The following is an 18,944-nucleotide window of genomic DNA, read 5'->3' on the forward strand; positions in this document are numbered from 1 at the left end:
ACTCCACATCTAGTTACTATTATTTATTAAAATAAAAATAATTAACAAACTAAAGTATTATCCATTCATAACTCCCCTGTATAACCCCTATCCCCTTCATTATATGGAATGATTGTAAAAATAACAATTTTCAGAATCAAAAACACACCTCTTTGCTCAACAATAAAAAAGGATGTCGTGTAACTGACATCCTTTTTATTGTTGAATTACACTTGATGTCATACTAGGAATGCTAATACTGTCCTTTACAACAGAATGCTATTCGCTTTCTTTTCATCTATTTCTTAAATTCAATTTGCATCATTTTATTAAACTGCGGAACAATATCGATCCCACCTATAGAGTTAACACTGATAGCCAATGTATGTTTGCCTCCAATTACTCCCCCAGCAAAAGTTGTAAATCCAGGAATTCCTCCTCCATGCCCCCAAACTGAAACACCGTTTGGAAGTTTAGTCTCATAGATTCCAAGACCGTATGCGTCACCAACCCCTTTTCCTTCTATAGGAACTGTAGTAAGCATTTCTTTTAGCTCGCGTTCCTTCAGTAACTTACCACCGAGTAAAGATGAAAAGAACTTATTTAAATCATCCGCATTAGAAATCATATCTCCAGCTGCATTAGCTAAACTCGGATTATAATAAGTAATATCTTTCAACTCGCCTGTTCCTTCCATTTTCACATATCCACGAGCATGATTCTTTCCTGGGATGACGGGTGAATTTCCTGGTAAAAACGTATTTGATAGGTCCAAAGGTTCAATAATTCGCTTTTCGATTTCTTCCGCATAACTATTTCCAGTTATTTTTTCAATAAGCATTCCTAGTATTACGTATCCTGTGTTTGAATACAACCAGTCTTTACCCGGTGAGAAATCTGGAGGCAGCGAAAGGCCTATTTTCACTATTTCTTCTGCTGTATACGTTTTTTTCGAATTCATTATGTCCGCGTCTTTTGACTTTAAGTATTCAGCGATACCACTCGTATGATTCAAAAGTTGTCGTATCGTAATTTGATTACCATCATACCCACTTCCTTGCACGAGACCCGGTAGCCACTTTTCAATTGGATCGTCAAGTTGTAAGCGATTTTCTCCTACTAATTGAAGAATAGTCGTGGCAGTAAACGACTTCGTCACACTACCAATCCGAAAGCGATAATCCGAATTCACCGGTTTCTTTGTACTTAAGTCCGCCACGCCAGCAGTAAAACTACTAGTTTTTCCGTTATTAGACGCCTTAGCTAATATTCCTACAGCACCAAGCTGTACTGTTTCCTGCATTACTTGTTTCCAGCCATTACGATTCTTTTGATCATGTATTTGTGACGAACTAGAAATATTTTGAGTTGACTCTGCAGTCACAGTAAAACCAGGTGTGAATAGAGCAGTACCCGCTAATAAAACTGCAAAACTTGCTAACTTAATTGAATTACATTTTTTCATAAGGCTTTCTCTCCTCCATTAATATCGGATTGATTCAAGCTATACTTTCATCCTATATGATAAATCTCTCTTTTTTCTTATCCATTCCTTACGAAATACTTACTTTCAAAATTTGGCGACCAGATGAGAAAAAATTATGTATGGAAATAAAAAAAGAACGTGTTTTCATTTATAAACACGTTCTTTTAAGCACTCTATTAACTTTTACCATCCTGCACTAGCGTTCATACCATTTCCTATAATAGTAAGAAGTAGTGGCCACAGTACTGGTACTAACGTAAGAAATAGATTAAACAGTATAAGTATTCTATATCTTCCAGGAATATTATAATTTTTACGATTAACAAATAATACAAAAACTAACAATATTATGGTCGTTACAAACAAAAGTAACACTAACAACCAATACCAAACCATTAAACTGAGACTCCATGGCTGTAATAGCTCGTGTACAATACCAAAGGTGATTCCCAATACTGCAAAACTAAAGGTAGTAATTGTTGCTTTGATAAACAATTTACTCGTTTTTTTATCGTATGTATACTTACAATATAAATCTATTATCGTGTATAAAGATAAAACTGCCATTAATACACCTATCCAAGACAATAACCAATCTCCGCCTCCTCTAACTACCATAAACAGAAACCAACACATCCCTGCTGCAGAAAAAATAAAGGAAAGGAGTATGTTTTTCAATACCGGTTTCATTCTGTTTTCACACCCTTACAAAAATTTAAAAATAAATAATAATTTCTTATTTACATGCTACTAGTAATTGTTTTATCTCTTTTTCATTCTATATTGATGTAGTGAAGATAACTCCACAAAAAATGTAACGAGCAATACTCTATTAAGACAACCCATTTCCATTAGTATTGATATAAAAAAGTAAGTATACATTACCATATAATTAAATATAAGTAAATAAAATTAATTATATGGTAATTTTATTTACTTATATTAATGTCACCCTTTACCGTCTCGCTCTATCCATCGTACAGTCTTCTCTACATCTAAATCCGTATACGTCTTTTCACCATAACGAACAGACTCATATATCGAAATAATATCTCTCGTTCTACAAATTCTCGTTAACCATTGTTGCATCGTTTCATAAGACCTTCTTTGTTCGTGAAATGGTAATGTTCTTTCCCATTCAACTAACGTTTTCCTTATCGTATCTTTAGGTAACGGCTGTTCAAACTGATGCTTCACTTTCTTGTTCTTTTCGGTTCTATCCGTATTTTCCTTTGTTATCGATTGTTTATCCTGTTCTATTTCTAATTTTGTTACCTTTTTCCTCATTAATTTATAAAAAGCATATAGAATAACTAATGCAATAATTACATAAAAAACGACACTAATCCATGCATTTGAAAGAACAGAAAACACATCAGTCCATGAATTTTTTCGTACAAAAAGTGGAATTTCCCTATATATTTTTGTTCTTGTATCTACAACTCCTATTTCTTCATCTATAATTCTTTCAGGTTCATCAAACTGTGCGTCTACACTAGTAAAATCATAATTTCTTTCCGATATTGTCTCCGTCTTACTAGAAAAAAGCCCATTTACTATGTCTTGTACATGCACAACACCTTGTGATAACGTTATCGCACTAACCGTAAAGAAAAGTAGTATTAATACTCTAACACTCCACAACTTTACTTTCACATGTCTCTCTTTATTAGCCATGACATAAACCCCTTCTTATTCTTTAATTACGACCCATTTATTCGTTCTACTGTATTTCCTTGGGGAAGTACCAAGAATTAAAGGAACCGCATCTAATTCCTTTCGCCGAAATCCAGCTGTGTAAAAATAAGAAGAAGTTATAGGTGTATCTTGATCCGATATTGAGGCAAGTACCTTTAATACATTTTGCAAATGTTTCCGGTTATCTCCATTTTTTATATGTAGCAAACCATTATCTTTCACACTATTGATCCATACTTCAAACGAACAGTTTTGCATAAGAAGTTGTTTGCATATACCTGCTGTTAATTCAATTAGTTCCTCTATATCATTTCGCAAAGAAACACCACTTTTATTTTGCAAGTTGAGATAAATCGCGTATTTATCACATTGTGTTCGCTCATACTTTTTCGCAGTTATCGTCCCTGTTTTCGCTGTTGCACTCCAGTGGATGGAACGAAAATCTTCATTTTCATAAGACTTTACTCCCATTACTTTCGTTTCATCATATAAGGGTGAAGACATCGCTTTTCGAAATCCTCGTGACCATTCTTGTAATTCAGGAACTTGTATTTTCGGAACAGCTGGTAAGACTAAATAAGAGGGCGTATCAACTTGTTTATATGTTATATGGTTCGTTATAAATCCAAAGAGATCAGTAATAACAATTTCAACTTCTTCCCATTTCGCGATGCCTCTTTTTAACGCTACAGCTTGCAAATCAAATGAAACTGACTCCCTTCCTTTTAAATTAAAATTCATATAATAATTTGAACCTGTACTATGATTTTTGTTTATTTCATCATGATTCCAAGTTAGCTTATTTTCACATTTAAATCGAAATACGATATTAAGAATAGGAAATATCGACTTGTTTGAAATTTTCATTTTGCACATATTCGTTTCACCTATAAAAACGTTCGAATTCCCTTGACTGTATTCCCATTCAACACGAGATACTTTACGTATATATACATGCATAGCACCTATTAAAATTACATATAAAAATACGAGAGATAAAAACAGTAGATTACTTGAAAATACACTTAAAATAACGGCTACAACTGACATAACCCCCATTACGAAAGGCTCCGCTAAAGGTGTATACACAAGCTGTTGATTCATTGTACATTCTCTACTGGCACACTAATCGTATGAAGAATTTCTTTCATAATTTGTTCTTTCGTCGTTTTCATCTCTCCCTCAATCGTTAACGTTAAACGATGAGCACAAACGGATGCAGCGAGCGTCTTAATATCATCTGGCGTACAGTAATCTCTTTCATTTAATATTGCCCGTGCTTGAATTGCTCTCATAAATGCCAACGTTCCCCGAGGGCTTACACCAATTTCAATTAACTCATGGTTACGAGTTGCTTCAATAATTTCAAGGAGATAATCTTGCACATCATTCCCTACTAACACTTCTCTTGCACGCTTTTGCATCGTAATAATTTCTTCACTTGAAATAATAGAATGTAACGTTTCTAATGGATCATTCATTTGAAACCGATTCATTATTTCCTTTTCAGCTTCTCTCGTAGGATAACCTTGGCGTATTGTGAGTAAAAACCGGTCTAACTGAGCATCTGGTAACGGAAATGTGCCGGCTGATTCGAGTGGATTTTGCGTTGCTATAACTAAAAAAGGTTCTGGTAATGAATGTGTCTGTTTCGCAATTGTAACAGTACGCTCTTCCATAACCTCAAGTAACGAAGATTGTGTTCTCGGTACAGCTCGATTAATTTCATCCACTAATACGATATTTGCAAAAATAGGACCTAACCTCGTTTTAAAATCCGATTCCTTCACATCAAAATATTCAAGACCAATAACATCTCCAGGCAAAGTATCCGCTGTAAATTGTATTCTTTGAAATTTAGCGTCCACACTTTTAGCCAAGCTTTTCGCTAACGTTGTTTTTCCTGTCCCAGGTACATCTTCTAATAAAATATGCCCCCTTGCTATAAGAGCTATAGCTGCCAGTTCAATCGATTCATCTTTTCCTATAATAACTTTCGAAATATTATTAGTAATCTTCTTTAATGTACTCATATAGTATCTACCACCTTTAAATTATCTAAAAATTAAGAATATATTTTTCCAAATTATAACATGTAATTCGAAGATGAAATAGAGTGAAAATGAATCTTTTATTTTTTCTTCATTGCACGCAAAAAAGCACCTATTGTCGTATATTGACAATAAGGTGCTTAACTCACGTAATTTTCATATTGGGTATTTAACACCTTATATACATTCACTATCTTTCTATTTCACTCCAAATATCAATATCACTTTCATTTAAAATCGATTTAATTTCGTCTTTTTCAAAAACTACTAAATAATTATACGGTAAAGCTAGTACTTGAATAATTGCAGGTTTCATTTTTAATAATTCGTAGGCGTATATGGTCTCTAATTCTCCTGATACTTCTTCATTAATAGGACCTATATACCAACCCGAATCACCTTTATCACAACCACTAGATCTTTGTAAATAAAGCCCTTCTTGTTGCAACACATTTTTCGCTATCCCAACCTCTCTAGCTGCAGCAATATTGTCTTCCTGCTCTTGTAAGTTCAATTGTTGTTCTTGCAAAGTAAATTGTTTCATCTTGGTTTGCCAGCTTGTACTTCTATAATCTCTTGAGTTCGTCTCATTGTTTCTTTAAAGAATCGACATTGATTTCTATTAGATATCCTAAGTACACTCATACTCTCATCTGCCTCTTATTCTTGCAACCAATTTCGTGCCACTGATGAACACCCTTTACAGGTGTTAAAAACATAGAAAAACCTTGAAAAGCATATATGCCAATCAAGGTCTCAGTTTATATACCACCTATTATTTACATATTCCACTTTCCCATACTCTTTTTCCGTCAGTTAAAAACACTGCACTTGGCGGATCATCATAGAGAGAAATTTCAACCAATGAACTTTTTTCTTGTATCAACCAATTATATACAATACCTTCGTTAGTAGAAGGTTGAGATAAAATATGATTTACTTGAAATGCTGTTGCATAATATTCTGCGTATGCGGAGTCATCATCATCTAATCCATTGTCTGTCTCATAAAATGTGTCTGTTTTGCCTATAATTCTCAACCCACTGTTCCACTCTAATATGATTTCTACACCTTCATGCTCTGTTAATGTTTTAAATAAAGAATCTGCTTCCATAGACATCCTCTTTCTTAATTTTATTCTGATGGTTTTGCTGGTACTATATGGGCACCATCTTTTCCATAATGTATCATTCCTCTATTAGTCTCTATATATTGTCCGGTCACAGTGTCATAGTATTCACCTATTGGTTTACCAAAGTCCACTCTTTCTTTATTTTTGGTAACAGTGGTTCCTTTTCCGGCAAACTTATCAAGCAATTCTTGCGCTATTTTATTATCACCATAGAAAATGCTCTTATTTTTTCCATTTGCTAATTCTTGTTTATAGTTCGGTGTATCAGGAATATGCTTTTCTTGAGCTCCTGCTTTCACTTTTATTGGATAACCATTTACTTCACGGTATGGACCTTTAGGTACAGAATCTTTTCCATAAGAAGGTATTCGATTACTCGCACCCTTACCCCCCACCAGAAGACTGAATTTTTTGAATAGTACCCTTAGTATTTTGAATCGATTTATCCCATACAAATCCACCATGTGCAAAAAGACTAGCCCCAGCAGCTGTTGCTGCTATATCTAATGGGATAACAATTGGTGACGCTAACCCGCCAGTTCCTACTTCTGCCACGATAGTTAAGAAATTAGATCCGCCTATGAGCGAGATACCTTCAAACATTTCTACAATGGACCCGACTATTTAATAATATTGCCCTGTTTTTTTTAATGTTTTTTGACATTGAAAAACAAACTATATACCTGCAATTGAAGCCTATGTGCATATTCTGTTAGCTTTAATTCATAAAAATAATTTCGATAAATTTATAGCTTACCTTTCAATTAAAAAAGCACTTATTGTCTCAAATAGACAACCAAGTGCTTTAAGTTCATATGTTTTTAAGTAGCATAAATTTGTAAATTTTTGCCCATTCCAAGTCTTTAATATTCGTCGTACAGTAAAATGTCATCTCGCCTAAGCTCGTAATTCTTTTTCTATTCTCTCATTGCACACAGTACTCCACGATGGTACAACCATCATGATCTATGAATTTCAAGAAAGTATCATTATATCCCATGGTTCTATGCTTAAGCACACCAACTATTCCTTTAATTTAAGGATTTTCTATATAACTTTCTGCAATATCAATATCATTTGTCATTTCTAATTCTGGAAATTTTCCATCTAATTTTCTTAAGCAATTAATTAGTTCTTTACTTTGTATAATTTCTACTATATCTTCCAAAACTTCACTTATCCAATATAACTCTTCTTTACTACAGTTCTCTAAATATCTTATAGTATTTTCCTCATTTTCTGAGAGAACTTCTATTATTTCATTCCAACTTTTTTGTATCCCATAGTCATCATTCAAATTTAATTTTTTTCTTTCATTTAATATAACTTCCATTTTATTTGCTATATCCATATTAATCCTCCAAACTCTATCTACGGTTGTTTAGTCGCATCTGGAAAAATAGTCCCTATCTCTCCATTTGTTTTTATAACTCCAACCCTAACCCCATTATACTCTCCAAAAATAGCCACACCATTTTCTGTATTCGCAAATCCGGGCAATTCAGCAATCTCAGCACCTGCTGCTGTAATATCAGACTCTGTCCAGCTTTCTGGAAACCATGATTGATTGGAACCTGTTCTTTTTGCTTTCACCTTGTGTCCAGGTACATTACCTACCCTAACACCGTTTTCGTATACTTTATTTATATTATAATCTACATTATTTTTTTCCAAAAATTCAATATTACTTTGTCCATGTCCTCCACCCTTCATTTTTGAAATATCTCCTGTTTTAGGATGTGTTGTAAAGTCACCTACATTTGAATGTTTAATGCTACAACCTTATTGGCCAGACTAGCTCCATTACTGAATTCACCCGTACCCTTATAGTTGTTATCTCACGCTAATTTTTAATTAGGTATTTTTTCAATACACTCAGCAAAAGAGACCTCAAATATGAGGTCTCTTTTGCTGAGTGTTCTTCATCTATAACTTCCTCTTTACTTATTCAATATCAGACAATCTTCCTTATTGAAATATAATAAAATCCTAATAAAAACGCGTTCTTTTTCTGCCCTTCGAATCTAGTAAAACGGCTATAAGATATTACAAATTTAAGCTACGCTTAACTTGTACTAATAAATCCATTACTCTATTTCTTTCTGGATTTTTTTCCACTTCTTTTTTCACATGTTCTTCCAAATAATTATAAAAAGTTTCAAAGTCCAAATACACTTGTTGTTCAGACTCCACAGCTGGAGAATCTAATTCAACTAACACATGCTTATCATCTAAAGGTGTAGGTAGCTGTGACATATCAAATTCATCTAAATCAGACTGAAAATGAACAAATACTATTTCTTGTCCAAACCCCTCTTTTTTTACAAAAAAACTCAAAGCTCTTTCCAAGTACTTACCGTTTATAAAGTTAAAATATATTGACATCAATTCATCATTTTTCTCTTTATCTTCAATAAATTCAAAATTACTATTCATTTTATCCTCCTATAAATATTGTATCTTGATAATATCAGTCTAGAATTGGGAAAAAGTTAGTTATCTCCCCAGCATCATTTAAATAACCTCTGAACTTCAATCCATTTGAAGCAGTACCTTCAACAAGCCTACCATTTATTGTTCCCTTTTGCATCGCTTCTTTTCCCCACTGATATATCTTATCATCACTAATCATTGCTGGATCGTATATTGTTTTAGGCTCCTTAATATTTTTATACGAAACGGGTTCTGCAATATTTCCAGCCATATCTTTTCTAGGTATTTTGTATTCTATCTCATAAATCCCTTCAATTGAAGAATGTGATTTTTTAGATATAATTAATTCTTCTACATCAACACCCTGATTTTTTAAAGCATTGTAAAATTCATCCATGTTATGTCCACCACTAACCCCTTTCTTAGTGCTTATATTCTCAACATTTTTTAAATGATTTTTAGCATTATCTCCAAATTTAAAGTTATTAGCTTTACCCGTACCCTTAGCAACCCCCGCACTCCCAGACGTTGCTTTCTTCACATCTCCAACCTTTTTTAAATCATGAAGTTTATCAACTATTTTTACACCTTTCCCATATGGAGTCATCATCCCAACTGCTAGGAGTTTTTCACCATAGGTAGCTTCTGGGTCAAAGAGTGTGAAAAGATCACCAAAGAGAAAATCGAATCCAAACTTCGCCACACCGATTAAAAAAGGATTGAGTACTGGCCTTCTACCACCGACTGGCTGGCCAAAAATGTTATGCTCCATTTCATAATCATCGGTTTCAACTTGGAAATCCTCACCTATATTCCCTTTTATTGTACCATTTTTAATTCCTTCAAGGTATTTTTGTGTCGCTTGTATCTCTTCTTTTGTAAATCTATTATTGATAGATTGATTTTCGCTGCTTATTCCTTCAATGTCGTTATACACATTGTGCTCTAAGTCTACACTTTTTCCAATACCATTATCAGATTTCCGTATTTTCTCTTCTATAATTATTTGAATTTGCTTTGCCCATTCCATATTTAACTTTTCACTATGAAACGTCCCACTCACAGGACTAAATCCTTTCCCGCTTTGCACTTCAGCGAGTCCGACTGTGATGCTAGCGGCTAATTGGAGGGCGGTGCTGTAGTTGTTGCTGGATGATTGATTGAATTCATTAAACATGCTACTTACTTTACAGAACCATTCGTAAATACAAAAATAGTGGTAGTTGGATTCTCCAAACTACCACTATTTTTAAATTCTTCATTCATTAAATTACGTATAAATTAGTTTTTTAACGTTACTCATGATGCGTATATTTCGATTTGTTCATTATAGAACTTCCTCTACATCAACACTCTCTATCTTCACTTCATACATATTTGGGATATTTACTTCTTTCGGTACCCATGCATAATAGTCTTGATCATTCTCTAAAATAAATTGAACTAACTTTGTTTCTGATCCATTCCAGAAATTTTTAAGATTATCAATGTAGTCTTCGAAATCCTCTTTATAATCCAATTGTAATATATAATCTCTTACCGTCAGGGCAAACACAATTAAACTTCCTAATAGATTTTTTTGCTCATTTTCTTCTTCATACTCTTGTGGTAAGAACCACACTTGACCTATTCCTATCGTTTTTTTGTATTTTTCATAAAAACTACTATCGTCCATATTATCATAGTCATGGATCAATTCATTGACCAATGAATGCCATTTTGGCGGAATAATGTTTTCCAATGCAGGATTATGTTCAATTCCTTCTACTATATCCTCGATTTCTTCTGTCTCATCTTCATAGTGATATTCACTTAGGTCTATATGCTTAAATTTCATTTCATTTTTATAATGTCCCAAATCATATGGATAATGATTATTATCTTTTAAACTTGTATCATCAAGTTCGAGTATCTTTACTATTGCAGCTGTCTCAAAGCTCCAATACCCTACATATCCAGGTTCTTTATGCGCATTTTTCCATTCATAATCATAATGGCCTTTAAACCATTCTTTCTCCATGTACGTTTGTAATCTTTTAGATGCTTCTTTTTTATCTGTTTGTGCAAGTTCTATAATCTCTCTCGTTTTTGCATATGGATTTTCTTTATAATATCTGTTCGTCATTTTTGTGTATCCGATATCACTAGCGCATAAGAGGAAATCGATTGCTGCATCGTTCATATTTTCTTTCTCAACTAGCTTAGCTAAACTTACAAGATTCTTTTTCTCCGTCTCTAATAAAATCCCTAGAGATATCATCCAAATTAGATTTAAATATCCAACTTCATTTTCCCCTATATGCCTCAAATCAATAAGAGCGTTGTCAAAATCTCCTTCTATTGTATGGATAGCTTCTCCTAGGGAATATTTTGCAATAATATCCTCTAACTCATAATTAAAATTTAATAGATACCTTCCTTCTATAAGACTTTTATTATCTTTAGCCTTTCTTTGAATACCATTCCTTTCATCTTCTTCAAAACTTTTAATCTCCTCTCTATTTTCCTCAATAAACTCTTTATTATATTCTATTCCTTCTCTACATTTTTCTTCTATACATAAAGGATCTCTCATACTATTCAATTCCTCCTAGTGCCTTAAATTATGGCCATTCTCCAATTATGTCTCCCTTTGCATCTATTCTAAATGTTTTCACATTTCCACTACTATCAACCTTTGATAACACTCTCTCAACTTCCTGATCTTGTAATGCTTTCGTAATCTTTGATGCTAATTTTGCATCTCCATCAACGGCCTTCAATATTCTACTTTTTCGGGTCTTCGCACCATTCAACCAACCATCTGACATTTGTCGTCCATCTTTAGTTTTCCCCAATTGTGAACTACCAAACTTAGCTTCATCAATAACATATTTGATCTTTGATTCTGCATTTGCATTTTCGTATAATCCATCAATCCCTTTTACTATTTTATCATTTATGCCTGATGGTGTACTTTTTCCGACTGGCTTTAAATCAAATCCAGCTTCTTTTAAACTTTGATTATTCAATAAATTGTCACTAGATTTTATTTCACCATAATTACCTTTTTGCTTATTTGTAGCTGTTTTTGCATCAAAATTGTCTACATTTGTATTTTTGTTACTGCTAGGTTTACCCTTACCACCATCTTTAGACTTCGCAAACTTATAATAAGCTTCTATCAATTCACCTTGAGGTATTTTGGTTACAACAGTTCCACCAACACTAGAGAATGCATAGGAAGCCTCTTTCTTAAATGATTGTAACATTTCAAGCGTAGGCTTCAATTCTTTTGCTAGTTTTACTGCATTAGCAAATGTACTTAATCCACTTGATGCTTTTGCTCCTTTTGTGATATGGCCTACTTTATTTAGTCCCCTATCGCCTAATATTGTGGTAGCTATTTGTGTTAATCCATAGGTAGTCAATTCTGTACGACTCTCTGCATCTCCCTCTATCATATCTCGTTTTATTTTATTTGAAAATGCATGCCACATATTTTTTGCAGTTTCATCCAAATGGAAAAGTGCATAGGCTACATTAATAAAAGTTCCTATGTCCATATTACTTAAAGCTATTGCGGACTCGATTTCATCACCAACAGCTTTCCCCGATCCTCTTTGAATAGCTTCCCACATCTTTTTCGCTGTTTCAAACGTGCTAACTATACCGTCTGCCGCATCGTCCCAAGCATTTCTAACCGGAGATTTCTTCTCAATTATGTTATTTGTTTCTATATCTTTAATTGACTGATCATTTTTTCGAGCTGTTTCTTCTATAATCCCCTGAATCGAACTCACCCAATCCATATTCAACCCTTGTGTACTAAACGTACCACTCACAGGACTAAATCCTTTCCCACTTTGCACTTCAGCGAGTCCGGCTGTGATGCTAGCTGCTAATTGGAGAGCGGTGCTGTAGTTGTTGCTGGATGAATGATTGAATTCATATAAATGCTCTAGTTTTTCTTCCAGTTTTTTTCTCATTGCACCTAATACCGTTACAATTGCACCTACTCCGGGCATTGGTGTAAGTACTTCTATTGCTTCTATACTTGTAATCGATTGATTAATTCCCCTTATTTGTTCTCTTATTTCTTGTTCAATCACATCTGTCGAAGCAACTTTCGCTTGGAACTCATTTGGAAATGCTTCATTTTGGCGAATTAATTCTTCACATAAGCATATGATTCCTTGCGCTAATGGCCGAAATGTTTGGACAAGGTAGGCTTTTGCACTACTGTATGTTTGTCCTTGTAATACTGTGTCTATCGCAAAGGCATCAATAGATTGAATGGCTTGTTCCATACTTTGAATCGTAGCATTACATATAGCGTTCATACTTTGAGTTTGACTTTGTACTTCTCCCAAATACATGTTTAAACTCATGTATTGGCCTCCCTTTGTAGTTGCTGCTGTTCATAGGAAAGGTTGTTTTCTTTCTCACTGAGATGCCGTTTTTCTTTAAGCAACGTCTCTTTTTCGTTTTCTAATTCGAATGTAAGTTTTCTTTCATACTGCCCGATCTCTTGCCGCATATTCGTAAAAAAGTGAAATGCTTCTTTGTCACCATACCAAGTTTCTAGTATTCGGTTAAATAAACGATTACTTCTATTTTTCCATTCATGAAAACTAGCCTCAGCTCGTTCTTGATTTTGCAGCGCGATTCGGTTTTCATTTTGTTCTTCAAATATAATTCGTAATTTTTGATTACATTGATTGATTCTCGTTTCAATTCCTTGACTCATCTTTTCTCCCTACCTTTTCCCCTTTACGTAGGTTGTTACATTATTGAAAAGTCTTTTGAAGTCCTGTATCCATTTTCTCAAATTCATTTGCTACGGAATGGATATTATCAATTGTTTGTTGAAAAGCAGTACAAAATTGTTTCGTGATCTGTAAATTTTGTTGATTTGCTTCTTGTGCTTGGAAGTTCACAGATAGTGTAGTACGCGTTGCCTTATTTATAGAGCGACTAGTAGCACTTTGCATTCTATCTGAAGCAGTTCTCATTTTCGTTGCAAATTGTGTTGCCGTATGCAAATTACTTTGAAATTCTCCCATTACTTACTCCCCTCTACCTTTTATTTACAAGAAAATTATAACACGGAAAAATATCCCAATAAACCGAATGTTCGAATTTAACATACAATTCACCACAGTTACTGAGGATACGAGCAACGCTTATCTATCAACATAACTGAGTCCAAGATGGATTCTACTTATACAAAAAAGATGACTTCAGCCATATGCTAAAGTCATCTTTTTCTACCTTATTATTTTACTAATTCTCCATTATAAGCTTTTATATTAAGCGGAGCAGTTAAAAATTGTGCTGCTTTACTAACGAAAGATGTGAAGTGTTCACTCGTATTATGGCTCGCAACTGCTGCTTCATCTTTCCATACTTCTACCATCGTATAAACACTTTCTTTTTCTGTATCTTTATATAAGTCATAAGATACATTTCCACTTTCTTCTCTTGAACCATGAATGAGTGGCTGAATTTCTTCTAAAAATGCTTGTTGTTTCGCTGGATCTACTTGAAATATTGCGTGAATAATAATCATGGTGCTTCCCCTCTCATCTTTCACTTATTGAAGTTCTTTTATAAAATTATTTCCATTCTGCAACTTTTTCAATTGGAAGACGTACTGATTGGTAACCACTGTCTGCAGCTTTCCCGATTGAAATTAACATAACTGGTACGTAGCGTTCTTTATCTAGTCCAAATGCTTCTGCAATTTGGTCTTTTTCAAATCCACCAATTGGACAAGTATCATAACCGTGCGCACGAGCTGCTAGCATAAATTGCATTGCTACAAGACCACCGTCAATTAATACCGTATCTTTCATTACTTCTGGTGTAACCATTGAGAAGTAAGCTGAAAGTTTTTTCATTTGGTCTTCTTTTACTTCTGCTGGCATTAAACCACGCTCTACTGCTGTACCGTAAATTTCTTCTGCGTTATCAAAGTTGTTTAAATCACCAAATAAAGCAATCATTGCTGAAGATGTTTCTACTTGAGATTGATTGAATTTCGCAAGTGGCGCAAGTGTTGCTTTCGCTTCATCACTTTCAATCACTACGAATCTCCATGGTTGCATGTTTACTGAAGATGGTGCAAGTGTTGCTTCTGTAAGAATTTCTGTCATTTCTTCTTTGCTAATTTTCACTGAAGGGTCGTACTTACGAATTGAACGACGTCCTGTTAAAATTTCGTTAAAATCATTTGTTTTTACTGAGTTAGTCATAGTTGTATTCTCCCTTTTTTATAATTCTTTTATATTTTCTTGAATGTGATTTAACATATTTAAAAGATTATCGCGTTCTTCCTCACTTAATCCTTTAAATGCAGATGCTGCAAAACGTTCTTTTTCCTCTTGAAACGCTTGAATTTTATTTCGTCCCTCTTCAGTAAGAGAAACTAACGTAATTCTGTTATCTTCTGGATTTTTACGTCTTACAATCATTTCATTGGCCTCAAGCTGCTTTAAATGCCTTGTTATCGCAGCATTATCAATATTCACTTCTTGCTGAAGTGCTTTTTGACTAATTTCACCTACTTCAAATAATTGAAGTATAAGCTCTAATCGAGACTGGCTCATACCCGTACACCCTTCAAATTTCGAACTTACTTCTTTATTTAGAAAGTGTAATTTATATAAAATAATCGCTTCTTTTGAGCATGAACTTGTCAAATTAACCCTCCTTTACAATCAAAATAAAAACATTTGATGTATCAATAGTTGATATATCAATTAATATAATCTATATCGATTTAGAATGCAAGCATTTTGTTTTTATTTTATTTTTTCCAAATTAAGGCGCTTTGTAGCGTTACAAATAATGTTAATTGCACTATAATAATACTAATTTAAAGAACTGGAGAGTGATTGATAATGCGGCAATACACAAATAGAAATGAGGAATTGAAAATGGAAAATGAAATGAGGATATTCACAAATGACAACAATAAATATAGGGATTGTTGCGCACGTAGACGCTGGCAAGACGAGTTTGACTGAGCGTATTCTTTATGAAACGAATGTGATTAAAGAAATTGGCCGAGTTGATAGTGGTAATACACAAACTGACTCAATGGAATTAGAAAGACAACGCGGAATTACGATTAAAGCATCTGTCGTTTCTTTCTTTATTGATGATGTAAAAGTAAATGTCATTGATACACCTGGACACGCTGATTTTATCGCTGAAGTGGAGCGATCATTCCGCGTTCTAGACGGTGCGATTTTAGTTATCTCTGCCGTTGAAGGTGTACAAGCACAAACAAAAGTTTTAATGCGAACATTACAGAAACTAAACATACCGACTATTTTATTCGTTAATAAAATTGATCGTAGTGGCGCAAACACTGAAAAAGTTATGAAACAAATAAAAGAGGTTCTTTCAAATGAAGCATTCCCCTTCTACTCTGTTCTAAACGAAGGAACGAAAGAAGCCCGGATCATTGAATACAAATCATATGACGATTGTATGGAACTGTTAGCACCATTTAATGAATCGTTACTTGAATCATATGTAATTAACGAAATAATACCGGACGCACTATTAAGAGAAAAACTAGAACAGCAAATACAGCAAGCGAATGTGTATCCAATCTTTTTCGGTTCAGCAATGACTGGTATGGGCGTAACAGAACTTCTTGAAAAACTTCCGGCTCTCATTCCAGCTCATACATCGGTACAAAATGAAACATTATCTGGCGTTGTTTTTAAAATTGAACGTGAATCTTCCGGTGAAAAAATTACTTACGTGAGAGTTTTTTCTGGTAGTTTACACGTTAGAAAATATGTTGATATACAGCGCTGTAAATCTCTATCCCATAAAGAAAAGATTAAAAAACTATGCCTATTTCATAATGGAGATGCCGTTCAAACTACTACCGTTCCTAGTAGTGAATTTTGCAAAGTGTGGGGACTGAATGATATTAAAATTGGTGATATTATTGGTGAACGTACGGATTATATAAAAGATATTCACTTTGCCGAACCACAAATGGAAGCTTCCATTGATGCAGTATCAAAAGAAAGAATTCATGATTTATACGCTGCACTTATGGAGCTATGTGAAGAAGATCCACTTATTAAAGTGTGGAAAGATGATGTTCATAATGAACTATATATTCGCCTTTTCGGTGAAGTACAGAAAGAAGTAATTGAAACGACTCTTTTTGAAAAATATAATTTGCAGGTTACTTTTTCAAATACGCGAGTTGTATGTATTGAAAAGCCAATTGGCATTGGGCATTCCGTTGAAGTCATGGGTGAAAAAGCCAATCCATTTTACGCAACAGTCGGATTCAAAGTTGAACGTGGTGAACTTAATTGCGGCATAACATATAAATTAGGTGTTGAGCTCGGCTCACTACCTTTAGCATTCCATAAAGCGATTGAAGATACGGTATTTCAAACGTTAAAACAAGGATTATATGGATGGGAAGTTACAGATATTATCGTCACGTTAACACATACTGGTTATGCTAGTCCTGTTACAACAGCGAGTGACTTTAGAAATTTAACACCGATCGTATTAATGGATGCTTTAAAGCAAGCTGAAACACATGTATATGAACCAATAAACGAGTTTGAATTAACTGTACCGGAGCACGCAATTAGTACCGCGATGTATAAGCTCGCTGCCGTTCCAGCAACTTTTAGAGAGCCTATATTGAATAATAACTCTTACCAGTTAACAGGATCATTACCTGTTGCAAAAACAGAGAATTTTAAACGAATGCTACATTCATTTACAGAAGGAGACGGCATATTTACAACGAAGCCAGCTGGTTTCACAAAGCTTATGGCTCCCTTCCCTACTCGAAAACGTGTTGATTATAATCCGCTGAACCGTAAGGATTATTTACTTCATGTTTTGAAGGCTTATTAAAGTAAAAGAGGTGCAATTCGCACCTCTTTTGCATGTATTAATAGGTTAGTTTGTCCTAACAACTTCTTTAAGTTCTCCTATTATTTTCGCTATAGCCTCAATTGAATTTTCCGTTTCATATCCCCCAACATTTACAGAATGATTTGCATTTTTGACAACTTCAATCTGTAAATTCGTTTTATATAACTGATCAATTTGATCTGCATTGTATTGGTGATCTTTATCCCCAATAACTAAAAAACCTTCGTGTCGACTATGTAAGATAGAATCAAAAATTGTATCAAACGTCAGTAAAGGTGTAAGTAGTATCATTTTTGACTGCGCGAATTCTTCTCTCTTCATTAAATCATTTGCAATCGGAATTGTTCCGAGTGACTTCCCTAAAAACATAGTCTCGTTGTATTGCTCATCTTTTAATACTTCATTTATTACAGGATTAATATCATCCATCATTACTTTCGTTACTTCTTCCATTGTTTTATTCATTACTTGTTCGTCATAAGAATAATGAATATGTACTACATCTATTTTATTTTCGAGCATAAGCATCGTCGCATAATAAAATAACGGTTTATCGTAATTGTATCCTGAACCGGAGAACATAAAGCAAATCCTACTAGAACCTTTTTCGATATGTGTGTAACGAATTACTTTATCATCTATATGTATTTCTTTTTTAGTCCCCTTCACCCTTTTCCCCTCCGAATACATTTAATTTTGTAAAACGATATGTTCTGTATGAACTGCTATATCCTTTACTTTCTCTTTTATAAATGCAGGCTGTAAATTATATGCATGTAACTCTTCTACCGGCACCCACTTAAAGAAATACGTTCTACCTTCTTCTTCCAAAATATATTGATCCGCTCCATTTGCAGGTAACTCATGTAGCTCTACTTCATAATAAAAACTAATTTCATGAAACTTTCGCTCAGAAAGTGTAAAGAAATTTTCTACTGACCATATTAATCTTTTCCCTTTCATAGGAACACCTAATTCTTCTGCAAGTTCTCGTTTTAACGTATCTTCACTATTTTCTAGCATTTTCACTCTTCCGCCTGGTACATACCAATAATCTTCCCCTTTGTTTTGAAGAATAAGTATTTTATTATCCTGTTTACAAATTGCTCCAACGCGGTAATTAAAACATGTTTCCTCTACTTTAAACGTAAGATCCATCCGTAATGCCCCCTCATATAAATATCGAATTATTACAAAACAATTATGTAATTACTGTACAAATAAGGTTACTAAATTTATTCACTTCATTCAA

21 protein-coding genes and 1 pseudogene are annotated in these 18,944 nt (G+C 34.0%); 1 reads left to right on the forward strand and 21 read right to left on the reverse strand.

The features are described 5' to 3' along the window. Positions 1-277: 277 nt before the first annotated feature. From AXW78_RS14575 to AXW78_RS14670, 19 genes and pseudogenes are all read right to left on the reverse strand, one after another. Positions 278-1,444 carry a serine hydrolase domain-containing protein gene (locus AXW78_RS14575; protein ID WP_061884311.1) on the reverse strand — a complete coding sequence of 389 codons (1,167 nt, stop codon included), beginning with the start codon at positions 1,442-1,444 and terminating at the stop codon, positions 278-280. Positions 1,445-1,648: 204 nt separating this feature from the next. Then, a complete protein-coding gene (locus AXW78_RS14580; protein ID WP_061884312.1) occupies positions 1,649-2,155 on the reverse strand; it encodes a DUF3902 family protein in 507 nt (168 codons plus the stop codon). Between the two features lie 258 nt (positions 2,156-2,413). After that, positions 2,414-3,142: a hypothetical protein gene (locus AXW78_RS33885; RefSeq protein ID WP_061884313.1), complete on the reverse strand. Its 729-nt coding sequence runs from the start codon at positions 3,140-3,142 to the stop codon at positions 2,414-2,416. Positions 3,143-3,157: 15 nt separating this feature from the next. Continuing rightward, positions 3,158-4,267 (reverse strand): DUF58 domain-containing protein, encoded by a 1,110-nt coding sequence (locus AXW78_RS14590; protein ID WP_001075944.1) that lies wholly within the window; start codon positions 4,265-4,267, stop codon positions 3,158-3,160. Further along, positions 4,264-5,196 carry an AAA family ATPase gene (locus AXW78_RS14595; protein ID WP_061884314.1) on the reverse strand — a complete coding sequence of 311 codons (933 nt, stop codon included), beginning with the start codon at positions 5,194-5,196 and terminating at the stop codon, positions 4,264-4,266. Before AXW78_RS14595 ends, AXW78_RS14590 begins: the two co-directional genes overlap by 4 nt. Before the next feature lie 208 nt (positions 5,197-5,404). Then, positions 5,405-5,758 (reverse strand): immunity protein Imm33 domain-containing protein, encoded by a 354-nt coding sequence (locus tag AXW78_RS14600; RefSeq protein WP_000808870.1) that lies wholly within the window; start codon positions 5,756-5,758, stop codon positions 5,405-5,407. A 231-nt stretch (positions 5,759-5,989) separates the two neighbouring features. Then, positions 5,990-6,328: a hypothetical protein gene (locus AXW78_RS14605; RefSeq protein ID WP_061884315.1), complete on the reverse strand. Its 339-nt coding sequence runs from the start codon at positions 6,326-6,328 to the stop codon at positions 5,990-5,992. A gap of 20 nt (positions 6,329-6,348) precedes the next feature. Continuing rightward, positions 6,349-6,970 (reverse strand): annotated as a pseudogene (locus AXW78_RS33890) (polymorphic toxin type 50 domain-containing protein); the annotation flags it as partial. Positions 6,971-7,382: 412 nt separating this feature from the next. Further along, positions 7,383-7,697 (reverse strand): hypothetical protein, encoded by a 315-nt coding sequence (locus tag AXW78_RS14615; protein WP_000350220.1) that lies wholly within the window; start codon positions 7,695-7,697, stop codon positions 7,383-7,385. Between the two features lie 20 nt (positions 7,698-7,717). Further along, positions 7,718-8,059, reverse strand: coding sequence for an EndoU domain-containing protein (locus AXW78_RS32400; protein WP_219728581.1), 342 nt, complete (start codon positions 8,057-8,059; stop codon positions 7,718-7,720). A 333-nt stretch (positions 8,060-8,392) separates the two neighbouring features. Then, positions 8,393-8,782, reverse strand: a complete 390-nt coding sequence (locus tag AXW78_RS14625) for a ribonuclease toxin immunity protein CdiI (protein ID WP_061884316.1) — start codon at positions 8,780-8,782, stop codon at positions 8,393-8,395. A gap of 34 nt (positions 8,783-8,816) precedes the next feature. Beyond that, positions 8,817-9,320, reverse strand: a complete 504-nt coding sequence (locus tag AXW78_RS35520; protein ID WP_061884852.1) for a CdiA family toxin C-terminal domain-containing protein — start codon at positions 9,318-9,320, stop codon at positions 8,817-8,819. Positions 9,321-10,106: 786 nt separating this feature from the next. Then, entirely contained in the window at positions 10,107-11,354 is a 1,248-nt protein-coding gene (locus AXW78_RS14640; RefSeq protein WP_061884317.1) for a PoNi-like cognate immunity protein, read from the reverse strand. Positions 11,355-11,382: 28 nt separating this feature from the next. Beyond that, a complete protein-coding gene (locus tag AXW78_RS14645) occupies positions 11,383-13,149 on the reverse strand; it encodes a T7SS effector LXG polymorphic toxin (protein WP_061884318.1) in 1,767 nt (588 codons plus the stop codon). Continuing rightward, positions 13,146-13,508, reverse strand: a complete 363-nt coding sequence (locus AXW78_RS14650) for a DUF3958 family protein (RefSeq protein WP_000077521.1) — start codon at positions 13,506-13,508, stop codon at positions 13,146-13,148. The genes AXW78_RS14645 and AXW78_RS14650 overlap by 4 nt, the downstream gene beginning before the upstream one ends. Positions 13,509-13,548: 40 nt before the next feature. Beyond that, entirely contained in the window at positions 13,549-13,824 is a 276-nt protein-coding gene (locus AXW78_RS14655; protein WP_061884319.1) for a TIGR04197 family type VII secretion effector, read from the reverse strand. 212 nt (positions 13,825-14,036) lie between these two features. Further along, entirely contained in the window at positions 14,037-14,330 is a 294-nt protein-coding gene (locus AXW78_RS14660; RefSeq protein WP_000583805.1) for a putative quinol monooxygenase, read from the reverse strand. Between the two features lie 46 nt (positions 14,331-14,376). Then, the gene (locus tag AXW78_RS14665; protein WP_000185391.1) at positions 14,377-15,015 is read right to left on the reverse strand and encodes a nitroreductase family protein; all 639 of its coding nucleotides are present in this window, start codon (positions 15,013-15,015) and stop codon (positions 14,377-14,379) included. 18 nt (positions 15,016-15,033) lie between these two features. Beyond that, on the reverse strand, positions 15,034-15,462 hold the full coding sequence (locus tag AXW78_RS14670; protein WP_000204164.1) for a MarR family winged helix-turn-helix transcriptional regulator: 429 nt from the start codon (positions 15,460-15,462) through the stop codon (positions 15,034-15,036). A gap of 265 nt (positions 15,463-15,727) precedes the next feature. On the opposite strand from AXW78_RS14670, the gene AXW78_RS14675 reads away from it, so the two are divergent. Next, positions 15,728-17,671, forward strand: a complete 1,944-nt coding sequence (locus tag AXW78_RS14675) for an elongation factor G (protein WP_061884320.1) — start codon at positions 15,728-15,730, stop codon at positions 17,669-17,671. A 45-nt stretch (positions 17,672-17,716) separates the two neighbouring features. Here AXW78_RS14675 and AXW78_RS14680 read toward each other — a convergent pair whose 3' ends face one another. After that, entirely contained in the window at positions 17,717-18,382 is a 666-nt protein-coding gene (locus tag AXW78_RS14680; protein WP_129542616.1) for an alpha/beta family hydrolase, read from the reverse strand. After that, positions 18,383-18,850 carry an NUDIX hydrolase gene (locus AXW78_RS14685; RefSeq protein WP_000366248.1) on the reverse strand — a complete coding sequence of 156 codons (468 nt, stop codon included), beginning with the start codon at positions 18,848-18,850 and terminating at the stop codon, positions 18,383-18,385. Between the last annotated feature and the right edge of the window lie 94 nt (positions 18,851-18,944).

It is taken from the genome of Bacillus thuringiensis, assembly GCF_001595725.1.
GTDB lineage: Bacteria > Bacillota > Bacilli > Bacillales > Bacillaceae_G > Bacillus_A > Bacillus_A thuringiensis_K.

Coding starts and splice junctions, on each gene's coding strand:
- AXW78_RS14680 (WP_129542616.1), bottom strand. CDS start 18,382: ATGTATTCGGAGGGGAAAAGGGTGAAGGGGACTAAAAAAGAAATACAT.
- AXW78_RS14655 (WP_061884319.1), bottom strand. CDS start 13,824: ATGGGAGAATTTCAAAGTAATTTGCATACGGCAACACAATTTGCAACG.
- AXW78_RS14580 (WP_061884312.1), bottom strand. CDS start 2,155: ATGAAACCGGTATTGAAAAACATACTCCTTTCCTTTATTTTTTCTGCA.
- AXW78_RS32400 (WP_219728581.1), bottom strand. CDS start 8,059: ATGAAGGGTGGAGGACATGGACAAAGTAATATTGAATTTTTGGAAAAA.
- AXW78_RS14615 (WP_000350220.1), bottom strand. CDS start 7,697: ATGGATATAGCAAATAAAATGGAAGTTATATTAAATGAAAGAAAAAAA.
- AXW78_RS14595 (WP_061884314.1), bottom strand. CDS start 5,196: ATGAGTACATTAAAGAAGATTACTAATAATATTTCGAAAGTTATTATA.
- AXW78_RS14675 (WP_061884320.1), top strand. CDS start 15,728: ATGACAACAATAAATATAGGGATTGTTGCGCACGTAGACGCTGGCAAG.
- AXW78_RS14640 (WP_061884317.1), bottom strand. CDS start 11,354: ATGAGAGATCCTTTATGTATAGAAGAAAAATGTAGAGAAGGAATAGAA.
- AXW78_RS14590 (WP_001075944.1), bottom strand. CDS start 4,267: ATGAATCAACAGCTTGTGTATACACCTTTAGCGGAGCCTTTCGTAATG.
- AXW78_RS33885 (WP_061884313.1), bottom strand. CDS start 3,142: ATGGCTAATAAAGAGAGACATGTGAAAGTAAAGTTGTGGAGTGTTAGA.
- AXW78_RS14685 (WP_000366248.1), bottom strand. CDS start 18,850: ATGGATCTTACGTTTAAAGTAGAGGAAACATGTTTTAATTACCGCGTT.
- AXW78_RS14600 (WP_000808870.1), bottom strand. CDS start 5,758: ATGAAACAATTTACTTTGCAAGAACAACAATTGAACTTACAAGAGCAG.
- AXW78_RS14660 (WP_000583805.1), bottom strand. CDS start 14,330: ATGATTATTATTCACGCAATATTTCAAGTAGATCCAGCGAAACAACAA.
- AXW78_RS14665 (WP_000185391.1), bottom strand. CDS start 15,015: ATGACTAACTCAGTAAAAACAAATGATTTTAACGAAATTTTAACAGGA.
- AXW78_RS14650 (WP_000077521.1), bottom strand. CDS start 13,508: ATGAGTCAAGGAATTGAAACGAGAATCAATCAATGTAATCAAAAATTA.
- AXW78_RS14645 (WP_061884318.1), bottom strand. CDS start 13,149: ATGAGTTTAAACATGTATTTGGGAGAAGTACAAAGTCAAACTCAAAGT.
- AXW78_RS14625 (WP_061884316.1), bottom strand. CDS start 8,782: ATGAATAGTAATTTTGAATTTATTGAAGATAAAGAGAAAAATGATGAA.
- AXW78_RS14575 (WP_061884311.1), bottom strand. CDS start 1,444: ATGAAAAAATGTAATTCAATTAAGTTAGCAAGTTTTGCAGTTTTATTA.
- AXW78_RS14605 (WP_061884315.1), bottom strand. CDS start 6,328: ATGGAAGCAGATTCTTTATTTAAAACATTAACAGAGCATGAAGGTGTA.